This window comes from Betaproteobacteria bacterium, assembly GCA_016194905.1.
Classification (GTDB): domain Bacteria; phylum Pseudomonadota; class Gammaproteobacteria; order Burkholderiales; family JACQAP01; genus JACQAP01.
Map to the genome: position 1 here is coordinate 25,907 of JACQAP010000026.1, position 18,514 is coordinate 44,420.

At 55.5% G+C, this 18,514-nt stretch carries 19 protein-coding genes; 16 read left to right on the top strand and 3 right to left on the bottom strand.

From position 1 onward, the window contains the following. The first annotated feature begins 28 nt into the window (after positions 1-28). Positions 29-1,126, top strand: a complete 1,098-nt coding sequence (locus HY067_17275) for a phytanoyl-CoA dioxygenase family protein (protein ID MBI3529704.1) — start codon at positions 29-31, stop codon at positions 1,124-1,126. A gap of 116 nt (positions 1,127-1,242) precedes the next feature. Then, positions 1,243-2,349 (top strand): class I SAM-dependent methyltransferase, encoded by a 1,107-nt coding sequence (locus HY067_17280; protein MBI3529705.1) that lies wholly within the window; start codon positions 1,243-1,245, stop codon positions 2,347-2,349. Positions 2,350-2,439: 90 nt separating this feature from the next. Here HY067_17280 and HY067_17285 read toward each other — a convergent pair whose 3' ends face one another. Further along, complete coding sequence (locus HY067_17285; GenBank protein ID MBI3529706.1) at positions 2,440-3,198, bottom strand: class I SAM-dependent methyltransferase; 759 nt, start codon at positions 3,196-3,198, stop codon at positions 2,440-2,442. Between the two features lie 149 nt (positions 3,199-3,347). Between HY067_17285 and HY067_17290 the strand changes: the two genes are divergently transcribed. The 6 genes from HY067_17290 (at position 3,348) to HY067_17315 (ending at position 9,741) form a co-directional block, all read left to right on the top strand. After that, a complete protein-coding gene (locus HY067_17290; protein MBI3529707.1) occupies positions 3,348-4,058 on the top strand; it encodes a class I SAM-dependent methyltransferase in 711 nt (236 codons plus the stop codon). An 84-nt stretch (positions 4,059-4,142) separates the two neighbouring features. Continuing rightward, on the top strand, positions 4,143-5,273 hold the full coding sequence (rffA, locus tag HY067_17295) for a dTDP-4-amino-4,6-dideoxygalactose transaminase (protein ID MBI3529708.1): 1,131 nt from the start codon (positions 4,143-4,145) through the stop codon (positions 5,271-5,273). 77 nt (positions 5,274-5,350) lie between these two features. Continuing rightward, a complete protein-coding gene (locus HY067_17300) occupies positions 5,351-6,595 on the top strand; it encodes a glycosyltransferase (GenBank protein ID MBI3529709.1) in 1,245 nt (414 codons plus the stop codon). Positions 6,596-6,618: 23 nt separating this feature from the next. Further along, a complete protein-coding gene (locus tag HY067_17305; protein ID MBI3529710.1) occupies positions 6,619-7,515 on the top strand; it encodes a glycosyltransferase family 2 protein in 897 nt (298 codons plus the stop codon). A 127-nt stretch (positions 7,516-7,642) separates the two neighbouring features. Then, complete coding sequence (locus tag HY067_17310; protein ID MBI3529711.1) at positions 7,643-8,377, top strand: FkbM family methyltransferase; 735 nt, start codon at positions 7,643-7,645, stop codon at positions 8,375-8,377. Between the two features lie 2 nt (positions 8,378-8,379). After that, positions 8,380-9,741 (top strand): glycosyltransferase, encoded by a 1,362-nt coding sequence (locus HY067_17315; protein MBI3529712.1) that lies wholly within the window; start codon positions 8,380-8,382, stop codon positions 9,739-9,741. 15 nt (positions 9,742-9,756) lie between these two features. On the opposite strand, the gene HY067_17320 is transcribed toward HY067_17315, so the two are convergent. Both HY067_17320 and HY067_17325 read right to left on the bottom strand, forming a co-directional pair. Continuing rightward, entirely contained in the window at positions 9,757-10,590 is an 834-nt protein-coding gene (locus tag HY067_17320; GenBank protein ID MBI3529713.1) for a glycosyltransferase, read from the bottom strand. Beyond that, positions 10,587-11,360, bottom strand: coding sequence for a glycosyltransferase family 2 protein (locus HY067_17325; protein ID MBI3529714.1), 774 nt, complete (start codon positions 11,358-11,360; stop codon positions 10,587-10,589). Before HY067_17325 ends, HY067_17320 begins: the two co-directional genes overlap by 4 nt. Here HY067_17325 and HY067_17330 point away from each other — a divergent pair. The 8 genes from HY067_17330 to HY067_17365 all read left to right on the top strand — a co-directional run bounded on the left by HY067_17330 (position 11,309) and on the right by HY067_17365 (position 18,438). Beyond that, the gene (locus HY067_17330; protein ID MBI3529715.1) at positions 11,309-12,349 is read left to right on the top strand and encodes an acyltransferase; all 1,041 of its coding nucleotides are present in this window, start codon (positions 11,309-11,311) and stop codon (positions 12,347-12,349) included. The two genes, HY067_17325 and HY067_17330, sit on opposite strands and share 52 nt — an antisense overlap. 24 nt (positions 12,350-12,373) lie before the next feature. Further along, positions 12,374-12,856 carry an NAD-dependent epimerase/dehydratase family protein gene (locus HY067_17335; GenBank protein ID MBI3529716.1) on the top strand — a complete coding sequence of 161 codons (483 nt, stop codon included), beginning with the start codon at positions 12,374-12,376 and terminating at the stop codon, positions 12,854-12,856. A gap of 28 nt (positions 12,857-12,884) precedes the next feature. Beyond that, positions 12,885-13,091 carry a type II toxin-antitoxin system HicB family antitoxin gene (locus tag HY067_17340; GenBank protein MBI3529717.1) on the top strand — a complete coding sequence of 69 codons (207 nt, stop codon included), beginning with the start codon at positions 12,885-12,887 and terminating at the stop codon, positions 13,089-13,091. Further along, positions 13,084-13,305: a type II toxin-antitoxin system HicA family toxin gene (locus HY067_17345; GenBank protein MBI3529718.1), complete on the top strand. Its 222-nt coding sequence runs from the start codon at positions 13,084-13,086 to the stop codon at positions 13,303-13,305. The genes HY067_17340 and HY067_17345 overlap by 8 nt, the downstream gene beginning before the upstream one ends. Positions 13,306-13,457: 152 nt before the next feature. Beyond that, entirely contained in the window at positions 13,458-14,426 is a 969-nt protein-coding gene (locus HY067_17350; protein MBI3529719.1) for an SDR family oxidoreductase, read from the top strand. A gap of 60 nt (positions 14,427-14,486) precedes the next feature. Then, positions 14,487-15,470 (top strand): glycosyltransferase family 4 protein, encoded by a 984-nt coding sequence (locus HY067_17355; GenBank protein ID MBI3529720.1) that lies wholly within the window; start codon positions 14,487-14,489, stop codon positions 15,468-15,470. Further along, positions 15,463-17,337, top strand: a complete 1,875-nt coding sequence (locus HY067_17360; GenBank protein ID MBI3529721.1) for a polysaccharide biosynthesis protein — start codon at positions 15,463-15,465, stop codon at positions 17,335-17,337. Before HY067_17355 ends, HY067_17360 begins: the two co-directional genes overlap by 8 nt. A gap of 81 nt (positions 17,338-17,418) precedes the next feature. Next, on the top strand, positions 17,419-18,438 hold the full coding sequence (locus HY067_17365) for an NAD-dependent epimerase (GenBank protein ID MBI3529722.1): 1,020 nt from the start codon (positions 17,419-17,421) through the stop codon (positions 18,436-18,438). Positions 18,439-18,514: the final 76 nt, after the last annotated feature.

Below are 18,514 nucleotides of genomic sequence, written 5' to 3' on the forward strand. Positions count from 1 at the left end.
CTCTAAACCATAGTTGATGAGGAAAGCGATGGATTCAGATATTTTCAATCCTGCTTTTTCAATTCGAGCCGCCGTACGGCGCTTGAAGGCCAGGTTTCAACTCGTAAAATACGCCATTGAGTGGGCGAGACTCCTCAAAGGGGCACTGATCCATGCTCTTAGAGGAGAAACTCCACGAACAGCACAACAAGCACTTGTAAATCTCTTTGTCATGAGCCAGGGCCGAACAAACGACTTTTTGGCGTGGGTTCTATCAATCAGGCATTCACCTTATGTACTTCCGCAGTCCTCAGGGGTCTTAGGGAATTTAACACCGCAGGATCTCGCCAAAATTCAGGAGAAACTTGAAATCGACGGCTATTACGTTTTTGAGAATTGCCTTCCAGCGGATTTTTGCGAACGGATCGTCCGGCAGACTCTTAAGGCGAATTGCCTCGTCTTAGGAGATGAATTTGTTGCCCAGCCCGAGAAGGTATACGACCGTTACAATCGCGAGTCTCCATATGCACCAAAATACATTCTTACCGAAGACGATACCAGCGATATCCCGGAGGTCCAGCAACTCTTGAGCGATCTATCTTTAATTACAGTTGCACAGAATTATCTGAAATCAAAACCCATTTTTACGGGACTGAGCCTCTGGTGGAGCGCACCGGTCAAGAATTCACCGGATGCCAATGCGGCGCAACAGTTCCACTTCGATATGGAACGAATAAGGTGGCTCAGATATTTCATCTATCTTACCGATGTAACGAAATATAGCGGACCACATTGCTTTATCAAAGGATCTCACCGAAGCGGCGCCATTCCAGCCGCCTTGTTAAAGCCCGGATATGTACGCCAGACCGATGAAACAATTTTGGAGTCTTTTGGTCAGGAAGCTTATCGTGAGTTTATTGGCCCTCGTGGGACAATAGTTGCTGAGGATAGTCGAGGTTTTCATAAAGGGCTCATGCCCGCTAAAGGTGACCGCTTATTGTTGGCTTTTGAGATCTCTAACAGCACTTTTGGCGCTAATAAGCGGCATTTAATTCGACGTATTCATGTTCCGCAGTTTGGCGAGTTGGCGAAGAAATATCCACGCGTTTATGCCAACTTTGACTTTGAAAATAGCTTACTCATCTGAACGTCTCGTGACTTCCTGCAAGCGTGGATTAAATGTTGTGAGAAATGTCATTGTCAGACCGTTAAATTGACCTTTTTTAAGACATGCCGACACGAGAATAGAAGAGAAAAATTCAAATGAAAGACAATCTACAATTGATCGAGCGATTTATGGATTACCTTATAAATCCGACAGATTGTATTGATACTTATGGCCGCAGATACGTCGATGACTTGGAAAATATAGTCATCGAGAATCATGACTTCGATGTCAATACCCAACAATTTGCGGATCCGCAAGCGCAAAAGTGGTTTGAATTGATTTGCTCCCATTTTCAGTTCGTAAGCCTCGAAGATATGATTGCTTACGTCAAGGCTCATGAGAGAGAACTGGATTTGGCCAATATTCGACCTCGTAGTACCTTTCACGGTGAGACGTTGTATAACTCGGAACCGTCTTTCCATACCCTCAAAAACGAAAGCAACTCGATTGATCTAAACAATGAGTTTCAACTTAAGTGGTCGTTGCGCGCCATAGGTGATGTACCGGAAAACGAAATATATGCTGATTCCTACGAGCTCTATATGGGATCGGACCGAACTAATCCATGGACATATCTAGTGCGCCGTGAAATTATGCGCGGAAATATTGCGCTAGAAGACCCGGTAATTTGTATTGGAAATCGTTGGCTCGGAGAAATCCTGTATTTTCGGCAAAATTTGGGTTTAAGAAACACCAAGGGAGTGGACTTAGTTTCATCTAACCCTGAGCTTGTAATTTCTGCAGATATGCATCATCTCCCTTTTGAAGACAATTCAATTAAGTTGATCTTTGCCCGCGGGGTAATTAATAAGTCTTACGATGTCCGCTTGCTCGCAAAGGAATGGCTACGGGTCCTCAGAAAGGATGGTTTTTTAATTGTTGAGACACCGGGTCCGTATGGTTACGGTGTTACCAGACTGGGTCAGACGGATATTAAGAGTTCCAAGAATTTGCTCCGTTTGTTTCGTGGGAAAATTCGCAGACTTATTTATTGTGCCGAAGAGAAACCATATCGAATTGCGTATGACGTTACCAATCTGATTCGAATTTTCATTCAGGTCGATAAGGATGGCTGGGGTAATACGGTGAAAGTCGAGCCATTCTCGCGAATTCGTTTCAGAATTTATGAGTTTTGGCGGAGGTATTTCTTACGAGCGCGGCGTAAATTGCATCTTATCGGAATACTCCCGGCAAGAACCTAGCCAATAAAAAGCAATTCTTTCCCTTAAAAAATAGTGACAGCGCTGAAAGAACGAAAACTGGTGTAATAATTAAGATACAAACTGACTGTCTTAAGTTCGCCCTCCTTTTTTAGCTACGTATGAATCGAAGGGTAGCTCTGAGTTTCCCGCGAAAAAGTAAAGATTGTGACGGGACGGATATCTTGTTTCCAACACGCGCACATTCGCAAAATGTGGGCTCAGGAGGCGGATTAGGTCTTCCTTGGATTTGAAGTCGTACCGGTTTCCATGAAGGTATCGGCCTTCACCGAATTCGAGAATCGTATAGCCGCTCAATATTCCATCCATAGCCAGTCGAGACTTGATGTCGGCCATGACCTTGTCGATTTCCTGTTCCGTGAGATAGTCGATGCCGGCATCCCAGACGATATTGTTGAATGGTCCTGACGGCATTGAAGTGCGAATATCGGCGACGTTGTACTTTACGTTCGGGGCTGCAAAATGCCGTCTGGCAAATTGAATCGCTTCCGGATCGTAATCCAGTGCGATGATGGATCCGGCCCGAATTGAATAGAAGTGATAGGTATTGAACCCATCCCCGCAACACAGCTCCAGAACCTTTGCGCCCTCCTTCATTGCGAGCAAACCGAATATCCCCCGCTCCCAACCCAGGGGCGTACGGGATTTTCGCCACAAATAGTACTGATCGAGAAAATGATCGAACCAGACTGGAGTAGGTTGCACGCCCCATTCGATCAGGAATTGGATCCGATGCGTGAAAGCCGTTACCCGGCGCAACAGCTCGTTAATTTGCCGTATGAGGAAACGGCCTCCCAGAAGACGTACAAATCGGATTATTGCCGCGGCCATAGAGCACGTTCCTGACTTCGGTATTCGAAAATATGGACCGAGAGAATACACTAGTCATGCCCGTCGAATCGGCGCAATCCGGGCGCCAGCCGGTCCCGCATCTGGCGGCGAAAGGTACAATTGCCCGACTGTGTGGAGTTTGGTAAATCATGCTGGCCTTACTGCGATCTCTACATCAAAGCACACAACATCTGGATGGAGAGGCGCGTCACATCATTCGCCTGCTGAGGACGACGGGAACCGATGCGGGCGTGCGCGTGCTCGACGTCGGCTGCGGGTATGGGCGGATGCTTCGGCTGATGATCTCTTCGGGATGGGATGCCGCCGGTGTCGAAATAAATCCGGAGATCGTCGAAGCCAACCGCAAAGCCGGATTGCGTTGTTGGACGGCCGAGGAGTTCAAGCAGTCAACGGAACAGTTCGACGTCATCCTGATGGCCCATGTGATAGAGCATTTCAGCCCCGCCGATCTGCTGGCCTTCATGGATTCCTACCTGGATCGCCTCAAGCCGGGCGGACGGTTGATCGTAGCGACCCCGCTCATGAGCGACTATTTCTACGATGATTTCGATCACGTCAAGCCGTATCAACCGACCGGGATTCTGATGGTATTCGGCGATGGAGCCGCCCAGGTCCAGTACTACGCTCGCAACAGACTCGCGTTGCGTGACATCTGGTTCCGGCGCAGTCCGCTGCGCATAAGCCATTCCCGCTCGCGTTACGTCCGCTCGCCGTGGAGATTTGCCCTGATCGCGTTGGATTTCATTGCCGCAGTCGCATACCTGGTCAGCGCCCGGTCGATCGGCAAGACCAACGGCTGGGTTGGCGTTTTCGAGAAGCAGATCAGCGCCAAGCCATGAAAAATCGGAATCTGGCATCATGATCCGCTGCCTGAGATCTTCGCCAAACTCGCGAGTGCTCGCCATCATCCGGCCTGAAATTCCGTGACTACAAACAAAATCCCGTTTTACAAACCTACGTTGACAGGGACAGAAGCCGCCTTTGTGCGGCGAGTGGTCGAAACCGGGCCCTACAGCGGCAACGGCCCGATTGCGAAGCAATGCGAAAGCCTGATCAGCAAGTCGATGGGAACAGGAACCGCGCTACTGACCCCTTCCTGCACCGCCGCCCTGGAAATGGCCGCACTTTTGATCGACATTGAGCCCGGCGATGAAGTCATCATGCCCAGCTTCACGTTTGTGAGCTGTGCCAATGCCTTTGTGCTCAGGGGTGCGGTACCGGTATTCGTGGATGTCCGCCCCGATACCATGAACATGGATGAAACCAGGATCGAGGAGGCCATATCCAGTAAGACGAAGGCGATCCTCATCGTCCACTACGGTGGCGTCGGATGCGCGCCGAATCGCGTCAGGGAGATAGCGGACAGGCATCGCATCTGGCTTATCGAGGATGCGGCCCAGGCAATAGGTGCGCGCTACAAAGGCGATCCGCTGGGAACCGCGGGCCATCTTTCGACCTTCAGTTTCCACGAAACGAAGAATCTGCATTGCGGGGAAGGCGGGGCCTTGGTCGTCAATGACAAAGCTCTGTTGGAACGCGCGGAAATAATCAGGGAGAAAGGCACCAATCGCAAGCAATTCACGCTGGGCCTTGTCGACAAATATACCTGGGTCGATATCGGCTCGAGTTTTCTGCCCGGCGAAATAAGCTCCGCCTTTCTTCATGCGCAGTTGCTGTCCATGGACGATGTCACCAGGCGCCGCCTGCGATTATGGAAACTGTACGATAACGGGCTCAAGAACGAATCCCTCGAAATCATGAATCCTCCGGCGCATTGCGATCACAATGGCCACCTTTTCTTTGTGAAGACGAGAACTCGGGAAATCAGGGCGAAGTTCATTGAATATCTGCGGGCGAAGAATATTGGCGCTTCGTTTCACTACATTCCCCTGCATTCCTCTCCGTATGGCACGAAAGTCGGCAAGCATGGCGTTGCGTGCCCAAACACCGAAGATCACGCGGGACGATTGGTGAGATTGCCGTTGTTCACCAGCCTGTCGAATGACGAAATCCAGTATGTCATCGAAACGGTCAACGCTTTCGACCAACATTAGCGGGGTTGCAAGTGTGGCCTAAGGTTCTGGTCGTATCTCACAGTAACGGCGAGCGGGGTGCCTATAAGGCCGCGTCGTTGCTCTACCGTCATCTGTGCCGGCAAGGCGTGAACGCGCAAATGCTTGTTCGCGTGATGGAAGGAAATGACGATTCCACGATCGGGCCGGTTACGCGCCTAGGCAAATGGGTGTCCATGCTGCGCGATAAATCCGGGGTGGCATTGCAGCGGCTTTTCGGAAGTGATGACGGTAATACTTTGTCGCTGAACGTGCTGCCTTCCCGGTGGTCCGCGAAAATAAACAGCATGGATGTGGATGTAGTCAACCTGCAATGGGTTGGTCAGGAAACCTTGTCCATTCGCGATATCGGTAGAATCGAAAAGCCCGTGGTCTGGACATCGCAGGACCTTTGGCCGATTTCCGGTGCCAGACACTATGAGTACGGTTACGACGACAACCACACTTCCGGGCACCGGAGCAAAGCCCACGCAAATACCTCAGGGGAGCGGGTTTCGGTTGCGGTCGACAAGTGGGTTAAGAGGAGAAAGCAACATGCCTGGAATCGTGGCATGTCGATCGTTTGTCCCAGTCGATGGATGGCGGATCAAGTCAAATTGAGCGAGGTGGCGCGTTCATGGCATATAAGCGTTATTCCGAACGTTGTCGATACGGGATTGTTCAAACCCCTGCGAAAGCAGTTCTGCAGGGAGGTTTTCAATATCAATACGACCAAAAAACTGGTGACCTGCGGTGCCTACAACCTCCTCAGGGATTTGAGAAAGGGCGGCGATTTGTTCATATCCCTGCTCGACAAGCTTGCCTCCCATGCAATTGCGTCGGACATTGAGATCTGCATTTTCGGGCAAGCGGAGCACCCGGGAAATCCGAAGTTGCCATTCCGGACGCACTGGATTCCCCGGATATACGATCAGCAGACATTGGCCCTGATTTATAATCTGTCCGATATCGTTGTTGTTCCCTCGCGGGAGGACAACCTCCCGCAAGTCGGTACCGAGGCGCAGGCATGTGGCATTCCAGTCGCGGGCTTCAATTGCACAGGAATGCCCGACGTGGTCGACCACCGGAAAACCGGCTATCTGGCTAAGCCCTTTGATATGGACGACATGGCGCATGGCATCGGTTGGATGCTCGAATCCCGGGAACGTTATGGCGCGCTGAGCAGTGAAGCCCGCTCCCGAGCCGTGCAGCTATGGTCGCCTCAAGTCGTCATTCCCCAATATTTGAAAACCTTCCAGGAAGCCGTAGAACGGTGCAATTCCCTCAAGGGTATCAACGCACAATCACTCGTGAGTAGTGATTGACAAGATCGGTGAAATCATCGGCCTTGAATACAGCGCCCATCTGTTTGTTCGCATACAACCGCCCGGTGCACCTGCAGCGCACGATCGATGCGCTAAAGAGCAATCGTCTCGCTTCCCAGAGTGATTTGATAATCTATTGCGATGGTCCGAAAACTTTCGACGATAAAGCCGCGGTTCAGGAAGTGCGATCAATTGGCCGCTCCGTTTCGGGATTTAAATCGCTCAAGGTCGTGGAGCAGGCTGCGAATCTTGGTCTTTCGCGATCCGTCATAAATGGCGTCACGGAAACATGCGAAGCATTTGGCCGGGTGATAGTTCTCGAGGATGATCTGGTAGTGTCGTCCTCATTCCTGGATTACATGAATACGGCGCTGCAAATCTACGAGGGGGACGAAAGCGTATTCAGTATTCACGGTTATGTTTTCCCCGTTAAGATCCGCCTGCCCGAAACGTTCTTTTTGTTGGGCGCCGATTGCTGGGGCTGGGCGACCTGGTCCCGCGCGTGGCGACAATTCGAGGCGGACGGCGTCGAATTGCTCCAAAAGCTGACTCGCGAACGACTGCTTCGGCGTTTTGATTTCAATGGGGCGTACGACTATACCGGCATGCTCAAGCAACAGATCGACGGCCAAATCAACTCATGGGCCATCAGATGGCAGGCTTCGGCACTATTGAAGGGGGGACTGACGCTATACCCCGGGCGTTCACTGGTGCGGAATATCGGATTCGACGAGACCGGGACACACAGCTACGCGACCGACGAATTCGATGTGGAAATCTCGCATGATCCTGTTCGGGTCGAACGCATTCCGCTTCGCGAAGACACAATCGCATTCGAGGCGTTCGCAGATTATTATCGCTCCATTCGTCCGTCCTTTTTGAGGCGAGCGGCCCGATGGCTGATGCGAAAAGCCCGGTGATCCGAAAAAACGCGCCAAACCGCGGGCATTCCAACCGTACGGCACAAAATTCTCAGTTTGCTTTTCGGAAGACCTTGGAGTCATACGCGAATCGCCCCGTTGCACCTTCGCATATTCGGGACCCGGAATGAAGGAAGCCATCAAGAACTTACTCCGTAAAGCAGGTTTCCAGATTGGCCGTTATGCGGTGCAGACCTCGACCGCCGCGCAGCTACAGTGCCTACTGCAATATGCTGGTATAGATCTGATAATCGACGTTGGTGCCAACAGCGGGCAATATGCCATGGCGCTCCGCGCTCATGGATACCGGGGCCGAATCGTCTCGTTCGAACCCTTGGCTGGCGCTCATGCACAACTGCAGAAAGCCGCTCGAGGCGATGCGCACTGGCAGGTTGCGCAGCGCATGGCTCTTGGCGATGCAGAAGGCGAGGTAACGATCCGGGTTGCGGGGAATTCGCAGAGCAGTTCCGTACTGGACATGCTTTCTGAACATGAATCGGCTGCACCCGGTTCCCGCTTCATAGGAAGCGAGTTGTCGCCTTTGCGTCGGGTCGACCAGGTCGCTGGAGACTACATGCAGGGAATGCAATCCGTGCTGCTCAAAATCGATACCCAGGGGTACGAAGATCGAGTCCTGCGTGGAGCTACGGGAATCATGAATCGCATCTCGGCGATTCAAGTCGAGCTATCTTTGGTTCCGCTCTATGCCGGACAGTTGTTGTTCGATGAAATGCGACGAGAAATAGAGTCTCTGGGCTACGTGCTGTTCGCAATATTCCCGGGCTATGTAAATCAGAACACCGGTCAAACGGTGCAGGTGGACGGGTTCTTCGTGCGCAAGAGCATTGCCTCGGGAAGTTAACGGTGTCGACCATGCGTCCGGTCATCCTGATGATTGAACATGGACTGGGCGGTGGAGTTGAGCGCCATGTAAGCGATCTCACGCACCTGCTGCGGGATCAGGCGGATTTCTTCCGCATGGTGCCGGCAAAGGGTGGATTGCTCCGCATCAGGCATGGAATGGCCGGATATCCCGCAGAGCTGTTTTTTGACCCCGTAAGGGAAATAACCCCGCTCGTAACGTTTCTTCGGGCAGTGCGCATTCAACGCGTACATTTTCATCATACAGTTCGCCTTCCGTGGAATCTCAGCCTTCTGCCGGGAGATTTGGGTGTGCCTTACGACTACACGGCGCACGATTACTTCTCGTTCTGTCCCCAAATTACGCTTACGTCCGAGCATTTCCGCTACTGCGGCGAACCGGACGACGCGGGTTGCGATCGATGCCTGTCAGTTCGTCCTACGCCCCTGCGCGAGGACATATCGGGCTGGCGATACCGTTACCGCAAATTTATCGAGGGCGCCGCTCGGGTGTTTGTGCCAACCGCTGGCGTAGGGCAGCGCTTGATGCGCCATTTTCCCGAAGCCAGGATTGTGCTTGCCCCGCATCCGGAACCTTCAATGGTTCCACGTGCGCCAGTTCGGATTTCCACCGGAAAGGGAAAGCTGCGGATTGCCGTACTCGGCACGCTGAATCCACCGAAGGGTGCAGACCTGCTCGAAAGTTGCGCACAGGACGCAACCGTTCGCAAATTGCCGATCGAATTTCTTTTGCTGGGAGAGGCTTATCGCTCGCTCGCGCAAGCGCCACGGGCTGCACTATATGTTCACGGGTCTTACAGGGACGCCGAGCTGGACGATCTTCTGGCTCGCATGACGCCGGATCTTCTTTGGTTTCCTGCGCAATGGCCGGAGACCTACAGCTACACGCTCAGCGCCGCGATGCGCCTTGGTTTCCCGATTGCAGCGACGGATATTGGTGCGTTCCATGACCGGCTCGCAGGGCGGAACGGAAGTTGGCTGCTACCCTGGGATACCGAGGCTCGAGAGTGGAATGATTTTTTTGTGCAGCTTGCCGCGCGAGGCGAAGACGACCGGACAGAAGCAGCGAGGCTCACGCCCGCCACGAAGAGCGCATATTCCTATGAGACGGATTATCTGCAGGTCTGGGCGCCAATTGAACCTGCTGCGACGTCGAAATCCGACTTTCTGCGATTCGCGAGGTCTTGGCGGGCGCGCCCGGGGTTCCTGATGGATGCGCTAAAGGAGAGCTTGCAGGCGCGACTGCGCTACGCATATCGTCTGCCGGGGGTGCGACGAGTCGCTACGGTGTTGATTCCCGAACATCGACTTCAGCGCGTGCGGCGCTGGTTGGACCGTTTTTGATCGAATGTCGAAAATTTACAATCGCGACCAGTGGCGCTTCTTTCCGAATAGTGCCCGAAGAAAATCCATGATCGCATGACCTCGTCGGTGTCCGAAGAGGTTTACCAGCGCGCTTCGGATCCAAGCGGCGAATAACCGGACAATCCATGCTGGTCGGGGAATAAGAATGCCGTGGGTTACTTGTGCGCGACGTAGCTCCCATAAAGTGCGCGTGTGGTTACCTGGCGCACTGCTTATGCCGCCGCTGCGATGGCCGGCAATAATGACATCTGGTATATAGAAAGCGTCTCGCTTTGGCAGCTCGCGCAACAGGAATTCATAATCTCCCGACAGACGATACGATGGGTCGAATAACCCATGTTCGGCAAACAGTTCGCGGGCGTGGAAAACCCCCTGGTGCGACAACGACAGGTAAGCGCTTAGCCGCTTTCGGGTAGCATCCCAGGGCTCGCCCAGAAGTGCGAGTGTCTCCCCTTCCGAACCGACCAGGGCGACGCGTCCATAAATTACACGTGCGACCGGTGGGTCTCTCCGCAAGTACTGAGCCAATCGCGATAGTACATCCTGGTCAAGGAGGTAATCATCGGCTCCCAGAAAATAGAGCCACCTGCCGCGAGCCCGTTTAATGCCCTTGTTGAAGGCGTCGAATACGCCACGGTCCGGCTCGGATAGCCAACTGTCTATTCGCGGTCCGTACGATTTTATCAATTCGACCGTCTGGTCGGTCGAGCCTCCGTCGACCACGATGATCTCTTTCTCGGAAAGGGTTTGGCCGATGACACTTTCGAGGCATTGCGCCAGCGTGCTGTGTGCATTGAAAGTTGGAACAATGATCGAGACCAGAATCATTTCATCGGTCTCAGAAAATAACGGAGCATGCTCTCAAGGTGCCAGCGCATATGGCGCAGGCTGCGACGACTTTGCCTGCGGGCATCATGAATCGCCTCCACTGAAGGCACCATACGGATGTCAAATCCACGCGATCGGAGCCGCCTGCAGATATCCACATCCTCATAGTAGAGAAAGTAATTTTCATCGAACCCCCCGACTGCCGCGTATGCTTCCTTGCGAAATACCATGAACATACCGGCGACCCAATCCGGGGAAATCGGCTGATCAACGGCATCGTAGTCGACCGCCCGGACGCCGCCCAGGGCTTTCCGCGCGAGAAATGCGACTGTCGGAAAGCGGCGTGCGCTGTCTTCGATGCCGCCAGATGGCCCGAGGATCCTGGGAGCCGCCACGCCAACTTTGGGCCGCGAGAGTTCCGCGAGCAGCGCGGGAAACGGATTCCTTGAGATTCTTATGTCGGGATTGAGTACGCAAAAGAAATCTCCTTTGGCGTGACCGAACGCCGCGTTATGATTCGCGCCGAATCCCCTTGGTTTTGCGTTCTCAATAAGGACGGTGTTGAAGGGGATCGCTCGGCTGAAATAATTCCGGACTTCCGGTATGTTTTGGGTCAGTATGATTTCCAGGCGTGTTTCGGTGATAGCCGCCAGATCCCCGATCAGACTACCAACCATCTTGCCATGGCCATGATTGACGATCGATACTGAAACCAGAGATGACAGCAAATCAGACGAACAATTTTGACTTGTTGCGTTTTGTTCTGGCATCAATGGTCTTTCTGGTTCATGTACATGTATTGTCCGGTGAGCAAGGATTGGTTTTTCTTTCCCGTTATGTGTCTGCAGACCTGGCGGTGAAAAGTTTCTTCGTCGTAAGCGGCTTCCTGATCTTCCGCAGTTTCGAAGCGTCCCGGTCGGTCATTGATTATTTCGAGAAGCGCGCCAGAAGGATATACCCGGCTTACGCATGCGTTATCCTCGTTAGCGCGCTGATGGGCTTGGTTGTTACGCAGCTACGCTGGTCCGACTATCTCTCGATGCCGCTGCTGAAGTACCTGGCCGCCAATCTGGTATTCCTGAATTTCCTGACCCCTGCCCTGCCCGGTGTATTTACCGGCAACTTTCTGGAAGTAGTAAACGGCGCGCTCTGGACACTCAAGATCGAAGTTGCCTTCTATCTTTTTGTCCCTGTCATCGCATTGCTGTTCCGCCGCTTCGGATTTGTACAGGTGCTGGTAGTTCTCTACGTAATGTCCGTTATTTACCTGCTCTTTTTTGAGATCATGGCACAACGCACGGGCAGACCGGTATTCGATATGTTGGCAAGGCAACTGCCCGGCCAGTTGACGTATTTCCTGATTGGGGGCGCGTTTCATTATCGCGAGTCCCTGCTACGCCGCCGGACTTGGCCCATAGTGATCCTCTCGGGGTTATGGCTGGTATTTGGCTCTGGACCTCTCGATGCCATTCTCGCCCCGATCTGCCTTGGCTTTGTTGTCATGTATTTTGCCATGGGGATACCCTCCCTCGGGAATTTCGGACGCTATGGCGATCTTTCCTACGGAATTTATATCATCCATTTCCCGGTATTGCAGTTTCTCGTCTGGAAAGGGTTTTTTGCCCGAAGCCCGGAAATTGCCTTTTTCGCGGCTATCGCAGTCATAAATTTATTGGCCTGGGGATCGTGGCATCTGGTCGAAAAACGCTGGTTGCGCAAATCTTCGCACTATGTTCTGTCGACCGGACAAGCATCCTGATGCGGTCGAATGCATGAGAGCGAGATGAGCCTCCCTGTCCTGATCACCGGCGCATCAGGATTCGTCGGAAAGTCTTTGAGCAATCACCTGGGCGCACAAGGTCACGTGGTGAGGGGCGGGATGCGAGCGCCGACGGAGCAGTTTCCATTTCCGTCCATTGCGGTCGGGAATATCGGTCCTGAGACGGATTGGACGGCTGCGCTCGCAGGATGCCAAGCGGTTGTGCACCTGGCTGCGCATGTGCATGTGATGCGGCACCGGGCGGGTGATGCATCCGGCGACTTCCATCGCGTCAACGTGGAAGGCAGCGAGAACCTCGCGCGCCAGGCCGCGCGTGCCGGTGTGCGCAGATTCGTGTTCCTGAGTTCGGTGAAGGTCAACGGCGAGGAAGGCGCGCAACGCGCCTTCGTGGAAAGCGATCCCGTCATGCCGATGGATGCGTATGGCACATCCAAAGCCGAGGCCGAATCGAAAGTTGGTTTTGAAGATGATTTTGGGCCAAAATGAAATTTTGGTTATCCGAAATGGAGGCAACATGCAATTAACGGCTGTTCTCATCCACGCGGAAGAAGGCGGGTTTGTAGCTCTCAATCCAGAGACAGGTACAACGACGCAGGGAGAAACGATTGACGAAGCACTGGCCAACCTGCAGGAAGCCACTTCCCTTTATCTTGAAGAGTTTCCAACAGTCGTTTCCGGCCCCCCTCTGGTAACCACTTTTACAGTTCTTGCGCGTGCCTAAATTACCCCGTGTCTCGGGTGCCCAAGCGATTCGGGCGCTCGAGAGGTTGGGCTTCGCGGTGGTGCGCCAGAGTGGAAGTCACGTCATTTTGCGGAATGGCCCGGCCGGCTGCGTGGTGCCAAACCACAAGGAACTCAAAGTGGGAACGTTGGCCGGCGTGCTGCGCCAGGCTGGTGTGTCGGCGGGAGATTTTCTCCGCGCCCTGAATGACTGATCAGATCTCCCGGCGTGACTTTCCTGTGGAGAGCGGCCAACAGAGGTGGGCGATACGCGAGATCGTTCCGCGGTGCTCATTGACTCTCGTAGAAAGGGCGGTTGCCATGTCCTCGCTGGTCACCTGACCCCGGCGTTCAAGGGCTGGAGGAAATGACTGCTTGTCTGATTACCGGCGCATCGGGCTTTGTCGGCCGGGCGTTGTGGACTGCGTTGCGCGGACGCGGCTTCACGGCGCGTGCGGCGATGCGTCTGTATTCGGCCGTTGAATTTCCGCCCGGGGCGGAAGGGACCGAAGTGGTGAGAACCGGAGATATCGGCTCCGCCACCGACTGGACGGCGGCCTTGCGCGGCTGTGAAGCGGTCGTGCACTTGGCAGCGCGCGTGCATATCATGCGCGAGTCCGGCGGCGATGCCCGGGAAGCGTTTTTCCGAACCAACGTCGAAGGCAGCGAGAATCTCGCGCGTCAGGCCGCGCGCGCAGGCGTCCGCCGCTTCGTGTTTCTGAGTTCGGTGAAGGTCAACGGTGAGATCACCCGCGAGCGCGCATTCACGGAGAGCGACCCACCGGCCCCGACCGATGCCTATGGCGCATCCAAGGCGCAAGCGGAGGAGCGATTGAAGAAGATCGCCGACGAGACGGGCATGGAAGTGGTGATCTTGCGGCCGCCGCTGGTCTATGGCCCCGGCGTCAAGGCGAATTTCCTCGGTCTGTTGCGCGCCGTCGATTCGGGGCTGCCGTTGCCTTTGTCATCGATCTCCAATCTGCGCAGTCTCGTTTATGTCGGCAATCTGGTCCATGCACTGGAAGCCTGCCTGGTGCACCCGGCCGCGGCCAATCGGACGTTTTTCGTAGCCGATGACCATGACGTTTCGACGCCGCAACTGGTCCGGGAGATCGCCGCGGCATTGGGCAAGGAAGCGCTGCTCTTTCCGATTTCACCGGTGTTGCTTCGCGGCATCGGCGCGCTCACAGGGCGGACCGAGCAGATCGCGCGCCTGACAGGATCGTTGCGGGTGGATGTATCGTCGATCAAGAAAGCGCTCGGCTGGCAACCGCCGTTCTCGTTGCAGCAGGGTCTGGCACGGACCGTGTCCTGGTATCGGACGCGCTCCGGCTGAGCGGGCTGGCATCCTGTCGAGAATGGGGAAATTGAGCGTCGTTCTTATATAATCGCCCCGATGGAAACCGGCGTCTTCGCGTTCACGCTTGCCCCGCTGCTCGCCGGAATTGTTTCCACCGCCACCATGCTCGTGCTGCTGAGAACTCGCGGCCTGCCGCTGGATGAGCCGAACGAACGCTCGCTGCACCGCATACCGGTGCCGCGAACCGGTGGCATCGCCATCATTACCGGCATCGCTGCGGCCGCCTTGTGGCTTCGCGCCAGTCCCAGCCTGCTGGTCCCGGCGGTCGCGCTGGCTATTGCCTCCTATTTCGACGATCGTCATGCCCTGCCCGCGGTGGTGCGATTGGCGATGCACCTGGCCGCCGCAGGCGTTTTTCTATGGCTGGCCGCAGGCTCTTTCGGAGCGGCGTCGCTCGTCGTTCTGTTGTTCGCAATCGCCTGGATCACGAATCTTTACAACTTCATGGACGGCGCCGACGGATTATCGGGCGGAATGGCCGTTATCGGTTTCGGCACTTACGGATTGGCGGCGTGGCTCGGAGGGAACGGTGAGCTTGAACTGCTTGCCTGGTCGATCGCGGCAGCGGCAGCGGGTTTTCTGATTTTCAATTTTCCGCCGGCGAAGATTTTCATGGGCGATGTCGGCTCGATTCCACTGGGTTTCCTTGCCGGAGCGTTCGGCGTGGCCGGCTGGCGGCAGGGACTCTGGCCGCTGTGGTTTCCATTGGCTGTATTCGCGCCGTTCATCGTCGATGCCACCACGACGCTTGCGCGCAGGCTGCTGCGCGGCGAGCGCATCTGGGAGGCTCACCGGCAGCATTATTACCAGCGATTGATCCTGTCAGGCTGGAGTCACCGGCGCACGGCATTGTCGGAATATGGTCTGATGACCTTGTGCAGTGTTGTGGCGCTTGCTGGTCTGCAGCAATCGCAGGCGGGGCAGTTCGTGGTGGTCCTCGGTCTTGCACTGACCTTCGCAGTGGCGATGTGGGCAATCGACCGGCGCTGGAAACGATTCTCCGGGACGGCGCATGGCTAAGCTGCCGAGCGTGAATCCGCGTTCCGCGCTTGCTTTCCTGCACGACGTCATCGCTGTCGGCGTGGCATGGCTGGCCGCCTACTCGTTTCGCTTCAATTTCGAGATTCAGACCGAGTTCCTGCCCGCCATGTGGAGCACGGTCGGCTGGATAATGGCGTTGTATGCGCTGTGTTTCTGGATGTTCGGCCTGTATCGGGGATTGTGGCGCTACGCCAGCATCCACGACCTGCGCCTGATAGTGATCGCGGTGGGCGTCGGCGCCTTGGCGTTTCCTGCCTTGTTCGTACTCGTCCAGCCCGGATTCGTAGTGCCGCGTTCGGTTTATGTGCTGCATCCCCTGCTGCTGGTGTTCCTGATGGGCGGAAGCCGCCTTCTGTACCGGGCCTGGAAGGAGCGCAATATCGGCAAGCTAGGCGCGCTTTACGGCAAACCGGTCGTGATCCTCGGCGCCGGCGATACCGCCGTGTCGCTGCTCAAGGATCTGGCAAGCAGTGCCGAGTGGCGCGTGATCGGGTTGCTGGACGACGACGATACCAAGCAGAAACGCCAGATTCTCGGCGCCACCGTGCTCGGCCGTATTGCCGACCTTCCTTCAGTCGCCCCGCGTTTTGCGGTCGAGCACGCGATCATAGCGATGCCCGACGCCGCCCACGGCGTTCGTCGCCGGGCTATCGGCATCTGTCAGGGTGTCGGTCTCAAAGTGCTCACCGTGCCGTCATTCGAAGACCTGATGGGCGGCAAGGTGACCGTATCGCAGATCCGCAACGTCGAACTGGACGACCTGCTCGGACGTGACCCGGTCACCCTGGATAGTAACGGACTGGCGGAATTGCTCGAAGGCAAGATTGTCATGGTGACCGGTGCCGGCGGTTCGATCGGGGCCGAACTATGCCGGCAGATCGCCCGCTACAACCCGGCGCGCCTGGTCCTGTATGAAATGTCGGAGCTTGCGCTCTACCAGGTCGAGCAGGAATTTCTCGGCGCGTTCCGGCATGTGCCGGCGACCTGCATGGTAGGCGATGCCAAGAATCCGGAGCGGGTGGCGCAGGCGCTGGAAAAATACCGGCCGCAGGTCATTTTCCACGCCGCGGCTTACAAGCATGTACCGTTGATGGAAGAGGAGAACGCCTGGGAAGCGGTGCGCAACAACGTCTACGGAACTTACGTGCTGGCATCCCAAGCGATGCGCCACGGCGTGGACAAATTCGTTCTGATTTCCACCGACAAGGCGGTCAATCCGGCCAATGTCATGGGTGCCAGCAAGCGGCTCGCGGAAATGGTCTGCCAGTCGTTGCAGCGGCCGCAAGGCACACGCTTCGTGATGGTTCGCTTTGGCAACGTGCTCGGCAGCGCAGGCAGCGTCATCCCGAAATTCCGCGAACAGATTGCCGCGGGCGGTCCGGTGACTGTCACCCATCCCGAGATCACACGCTTCTTCATGTCCATTCCCGAGGCGGCGCAACTCGTACTGCAGGCCGGCACGATGGGCCGTGGCGGCGAAATCTTCGTGCTCGACATGGGTGAGTCGGTACGCATCGTCGATCTGGCGCGCGACATGATCCGCCTGTCGGGGCTGGGGGAGGATGACGTGAAGATCGTTTTTACCGGTTTGCGTCCCGGCGAAAAACTCTACGAGGAATTGCTGGCCGACGACGAACATACGTTGTCCACGCCGCACCCGAAGTTGCGTATCGCGCGTGCGCGCAGCGTCGAGGATGGATGGTTGGATGGCCTGCTCGGTTGGCTCGGCGGCACATCGCCATACGACGACGGGCAGGTTCGGGAGGCACTGAAGGACTGGATTCCTGAGTATTCGTCACCTGTCGTTGCCAGACGGGAAAAGGCGGCAACACCGTATTCCGCCTGAGTCGGACAGCCACGATCTCCAATTTGATGACGCGAACGAGGGCAGACAAACGCACTTCATCATGAACAACGTTCCCAGACAATGAAGGTACTTGTAACGGGTGCCGCCGGATTCATCGGCATGCACGTGGTTCAGGGGCTGCTCGCGCGAGGCGACGAAGTTGTCGGCGTGGACAATCTCAATGCTTACTACGATGTGGTTCTCAAGGAAGCGCGTCTTGGCCGCTTGGCCGGACATCCAGGCTTTCGCTTCGTCAGGCTCGACGTCGCCGACGCGGAAGCGTTGGGCAAATTGTTTCGTCAGGAAGGATTCCAACGGGCCGTGCATCTTGCGGCGCAGGCTGGCGTCCGGTATTCGCTGGCCAACCCGCAGGTCTACGTACAGAGCAACTTGGTGGGCTTCGTCAACGTTCTCGAAGGCTGCCGCCATGGCAAAGTGGAACACTTGGTGTATGCAAGCAGTTCGAGCGTCTACGGTGGCAACACGAAGTTACCGTTCTCCGAGCACGACAATGTCGATCACCCGATCAGCCTCTACGCGGCCACCAAGAAATCCAACGAGCTGATGGCGCACACGTACAGCCATTTGTTCGGCTTGCCCGCGACCGGCCTGCGTTTTTTCACCGTCTATGGGCCATGGGGTCGGCCGGACATGTCGTATTTCAAGTTCACCAAGGCCATTTTGGAAGGCAGTCCGATCGAGGTCTTCAATCACGGCAAGATGCAAAGAGATTTCACCTATGTTGACGACATCGTCGAGGGCGTGGTCCGCGTGCTGGACCGACCGCCGCGCCCCCAGCCGGGCTTCGATTCAGTGAATCCCGACCCGGCTTCAAGCAGCGCGCCATACCGCATCTACAATATTGGCAATCATCAGCCGGTCGATCTGATGACGTACATAAACGTGCTGGAGCGAGCGCTCGGACGGAAGGCGGAAAAGAAACTCCTTCCCATGCAAGACGGAGATGTGGTCGCAACCTATGCACAAACGGAGGCTTTGCAGGCCGACGTTGGCTTTGTCCCCGCAACCTCGATCACGGATGGAATCGGTCGCTTCGTCGACTGGTATTGCTCTTACTATCGCGTCGGATTGCAGAAATGACATGTCGCCGTCAGCAGCGGTCGAACACGACACGGAGTAATGGTCACATAGCGCCGGTTAGCTTGATTCGTGCGCA

Excerpts from the sequence above, each read along its gene's own strand:
- HY067_17280 (MBI3529705.1), top strand. The coding sequence starts at position 1,243 with ATGAAAGACAATCTACAATTGATCGAGCGATTTATGGATTACCTTATA.
- HY067_17310 (MBI3529711.1), top strand. The coding sequence starts at position 7,643 with ATGAAGGAAGCCATCAAGAACTTACTCCGTAAAGCAGGTTTCCAGATT.
- HY067_17290 (MBI3529707.1), top strand. The coding sequence starts at position 3,348 with ATGCTGGCCTTACTGCGATCTCTACATCAAAGCACACAACATCTGGAT.
- HY067_17275 (MBI3529704.1), top strand. The coding sequence starts at position 29 with ATGGATTCAGATATTTTCAATCCTGCTTTTTCAATTCGAGCCGCCGTA.
- HY067_17330 (MBI3529715.1), top strand. The coding sequence starts at position 11,309 with ATGACAGCAAATCAGACGAACAATTTTGACTTGTTGCGTTTTGTTCTG.
- HY067_17360 (MBI3529721.1), top strand. The coding sequence starts at position 15,463 with ATGGCTAAGCTGCCGAGCGTGAATCCGCGTTCCGCGCTTGCTTTCCTG.
- HY067_17365 (MBI3529722.1), top strand. The coding sequence starts at position 17,419 with ATGAAGGTACTTGTAACGGGTGCCGCCGGATTCATCGGCATGCACGTG.
- HY067_17355 (MBI3529720.1), top strand. The coding sequence starts at position 14,487 with ATGGAAACCGGCGTCTTCGCGTTCACGCTTGCCCCGCTGCTCGCCGGA.
- HY067_17320 (MBI3529713.1), bottom strand. The coding sequence starts at position 10,590 with ATGATTCTGGTCTCGATCATTGTTCCAACTTTCAATGCACACAGCACG.
- HY067_17350 (MBI3529719.1), top strand. The coding sequence starts at position 13,458 with ATGACTGCTTGTCTGATTACCGGCGCATCGGGCTTTGTCGGCCGGGCG.
- HY067_17340 (MBI3529717.1), top strand. The coding sequence starts at position 12,885 with ATGCAATTAACGGCTGTTCTCATCCACGCGGAAGAAGGCGGGTTTGTA.
- HY067_17285 (MBI3529706.1), bottom strand. The coding sequence starts at position 3,198 with ATGGCCGCGGCAATAATCCGATTTGTACGTCTTCTGGGAGGCCGTTTC.
- HY067_17335 (MBI3529716.1), top strand. The coding sequence starts at position 12,374 with ATGAGCCTCCCTGTCCTGATCACCGGCGCATCAGGATTCGTCGGAAAG.
- HY067_17325 (MBI3529714.1), bottom strand. The coding sequence starts at position 11,360 with ATGCCAGAACAAAACGCAACAAGTCAAAATTGTTCGTCTGATTTGCTG.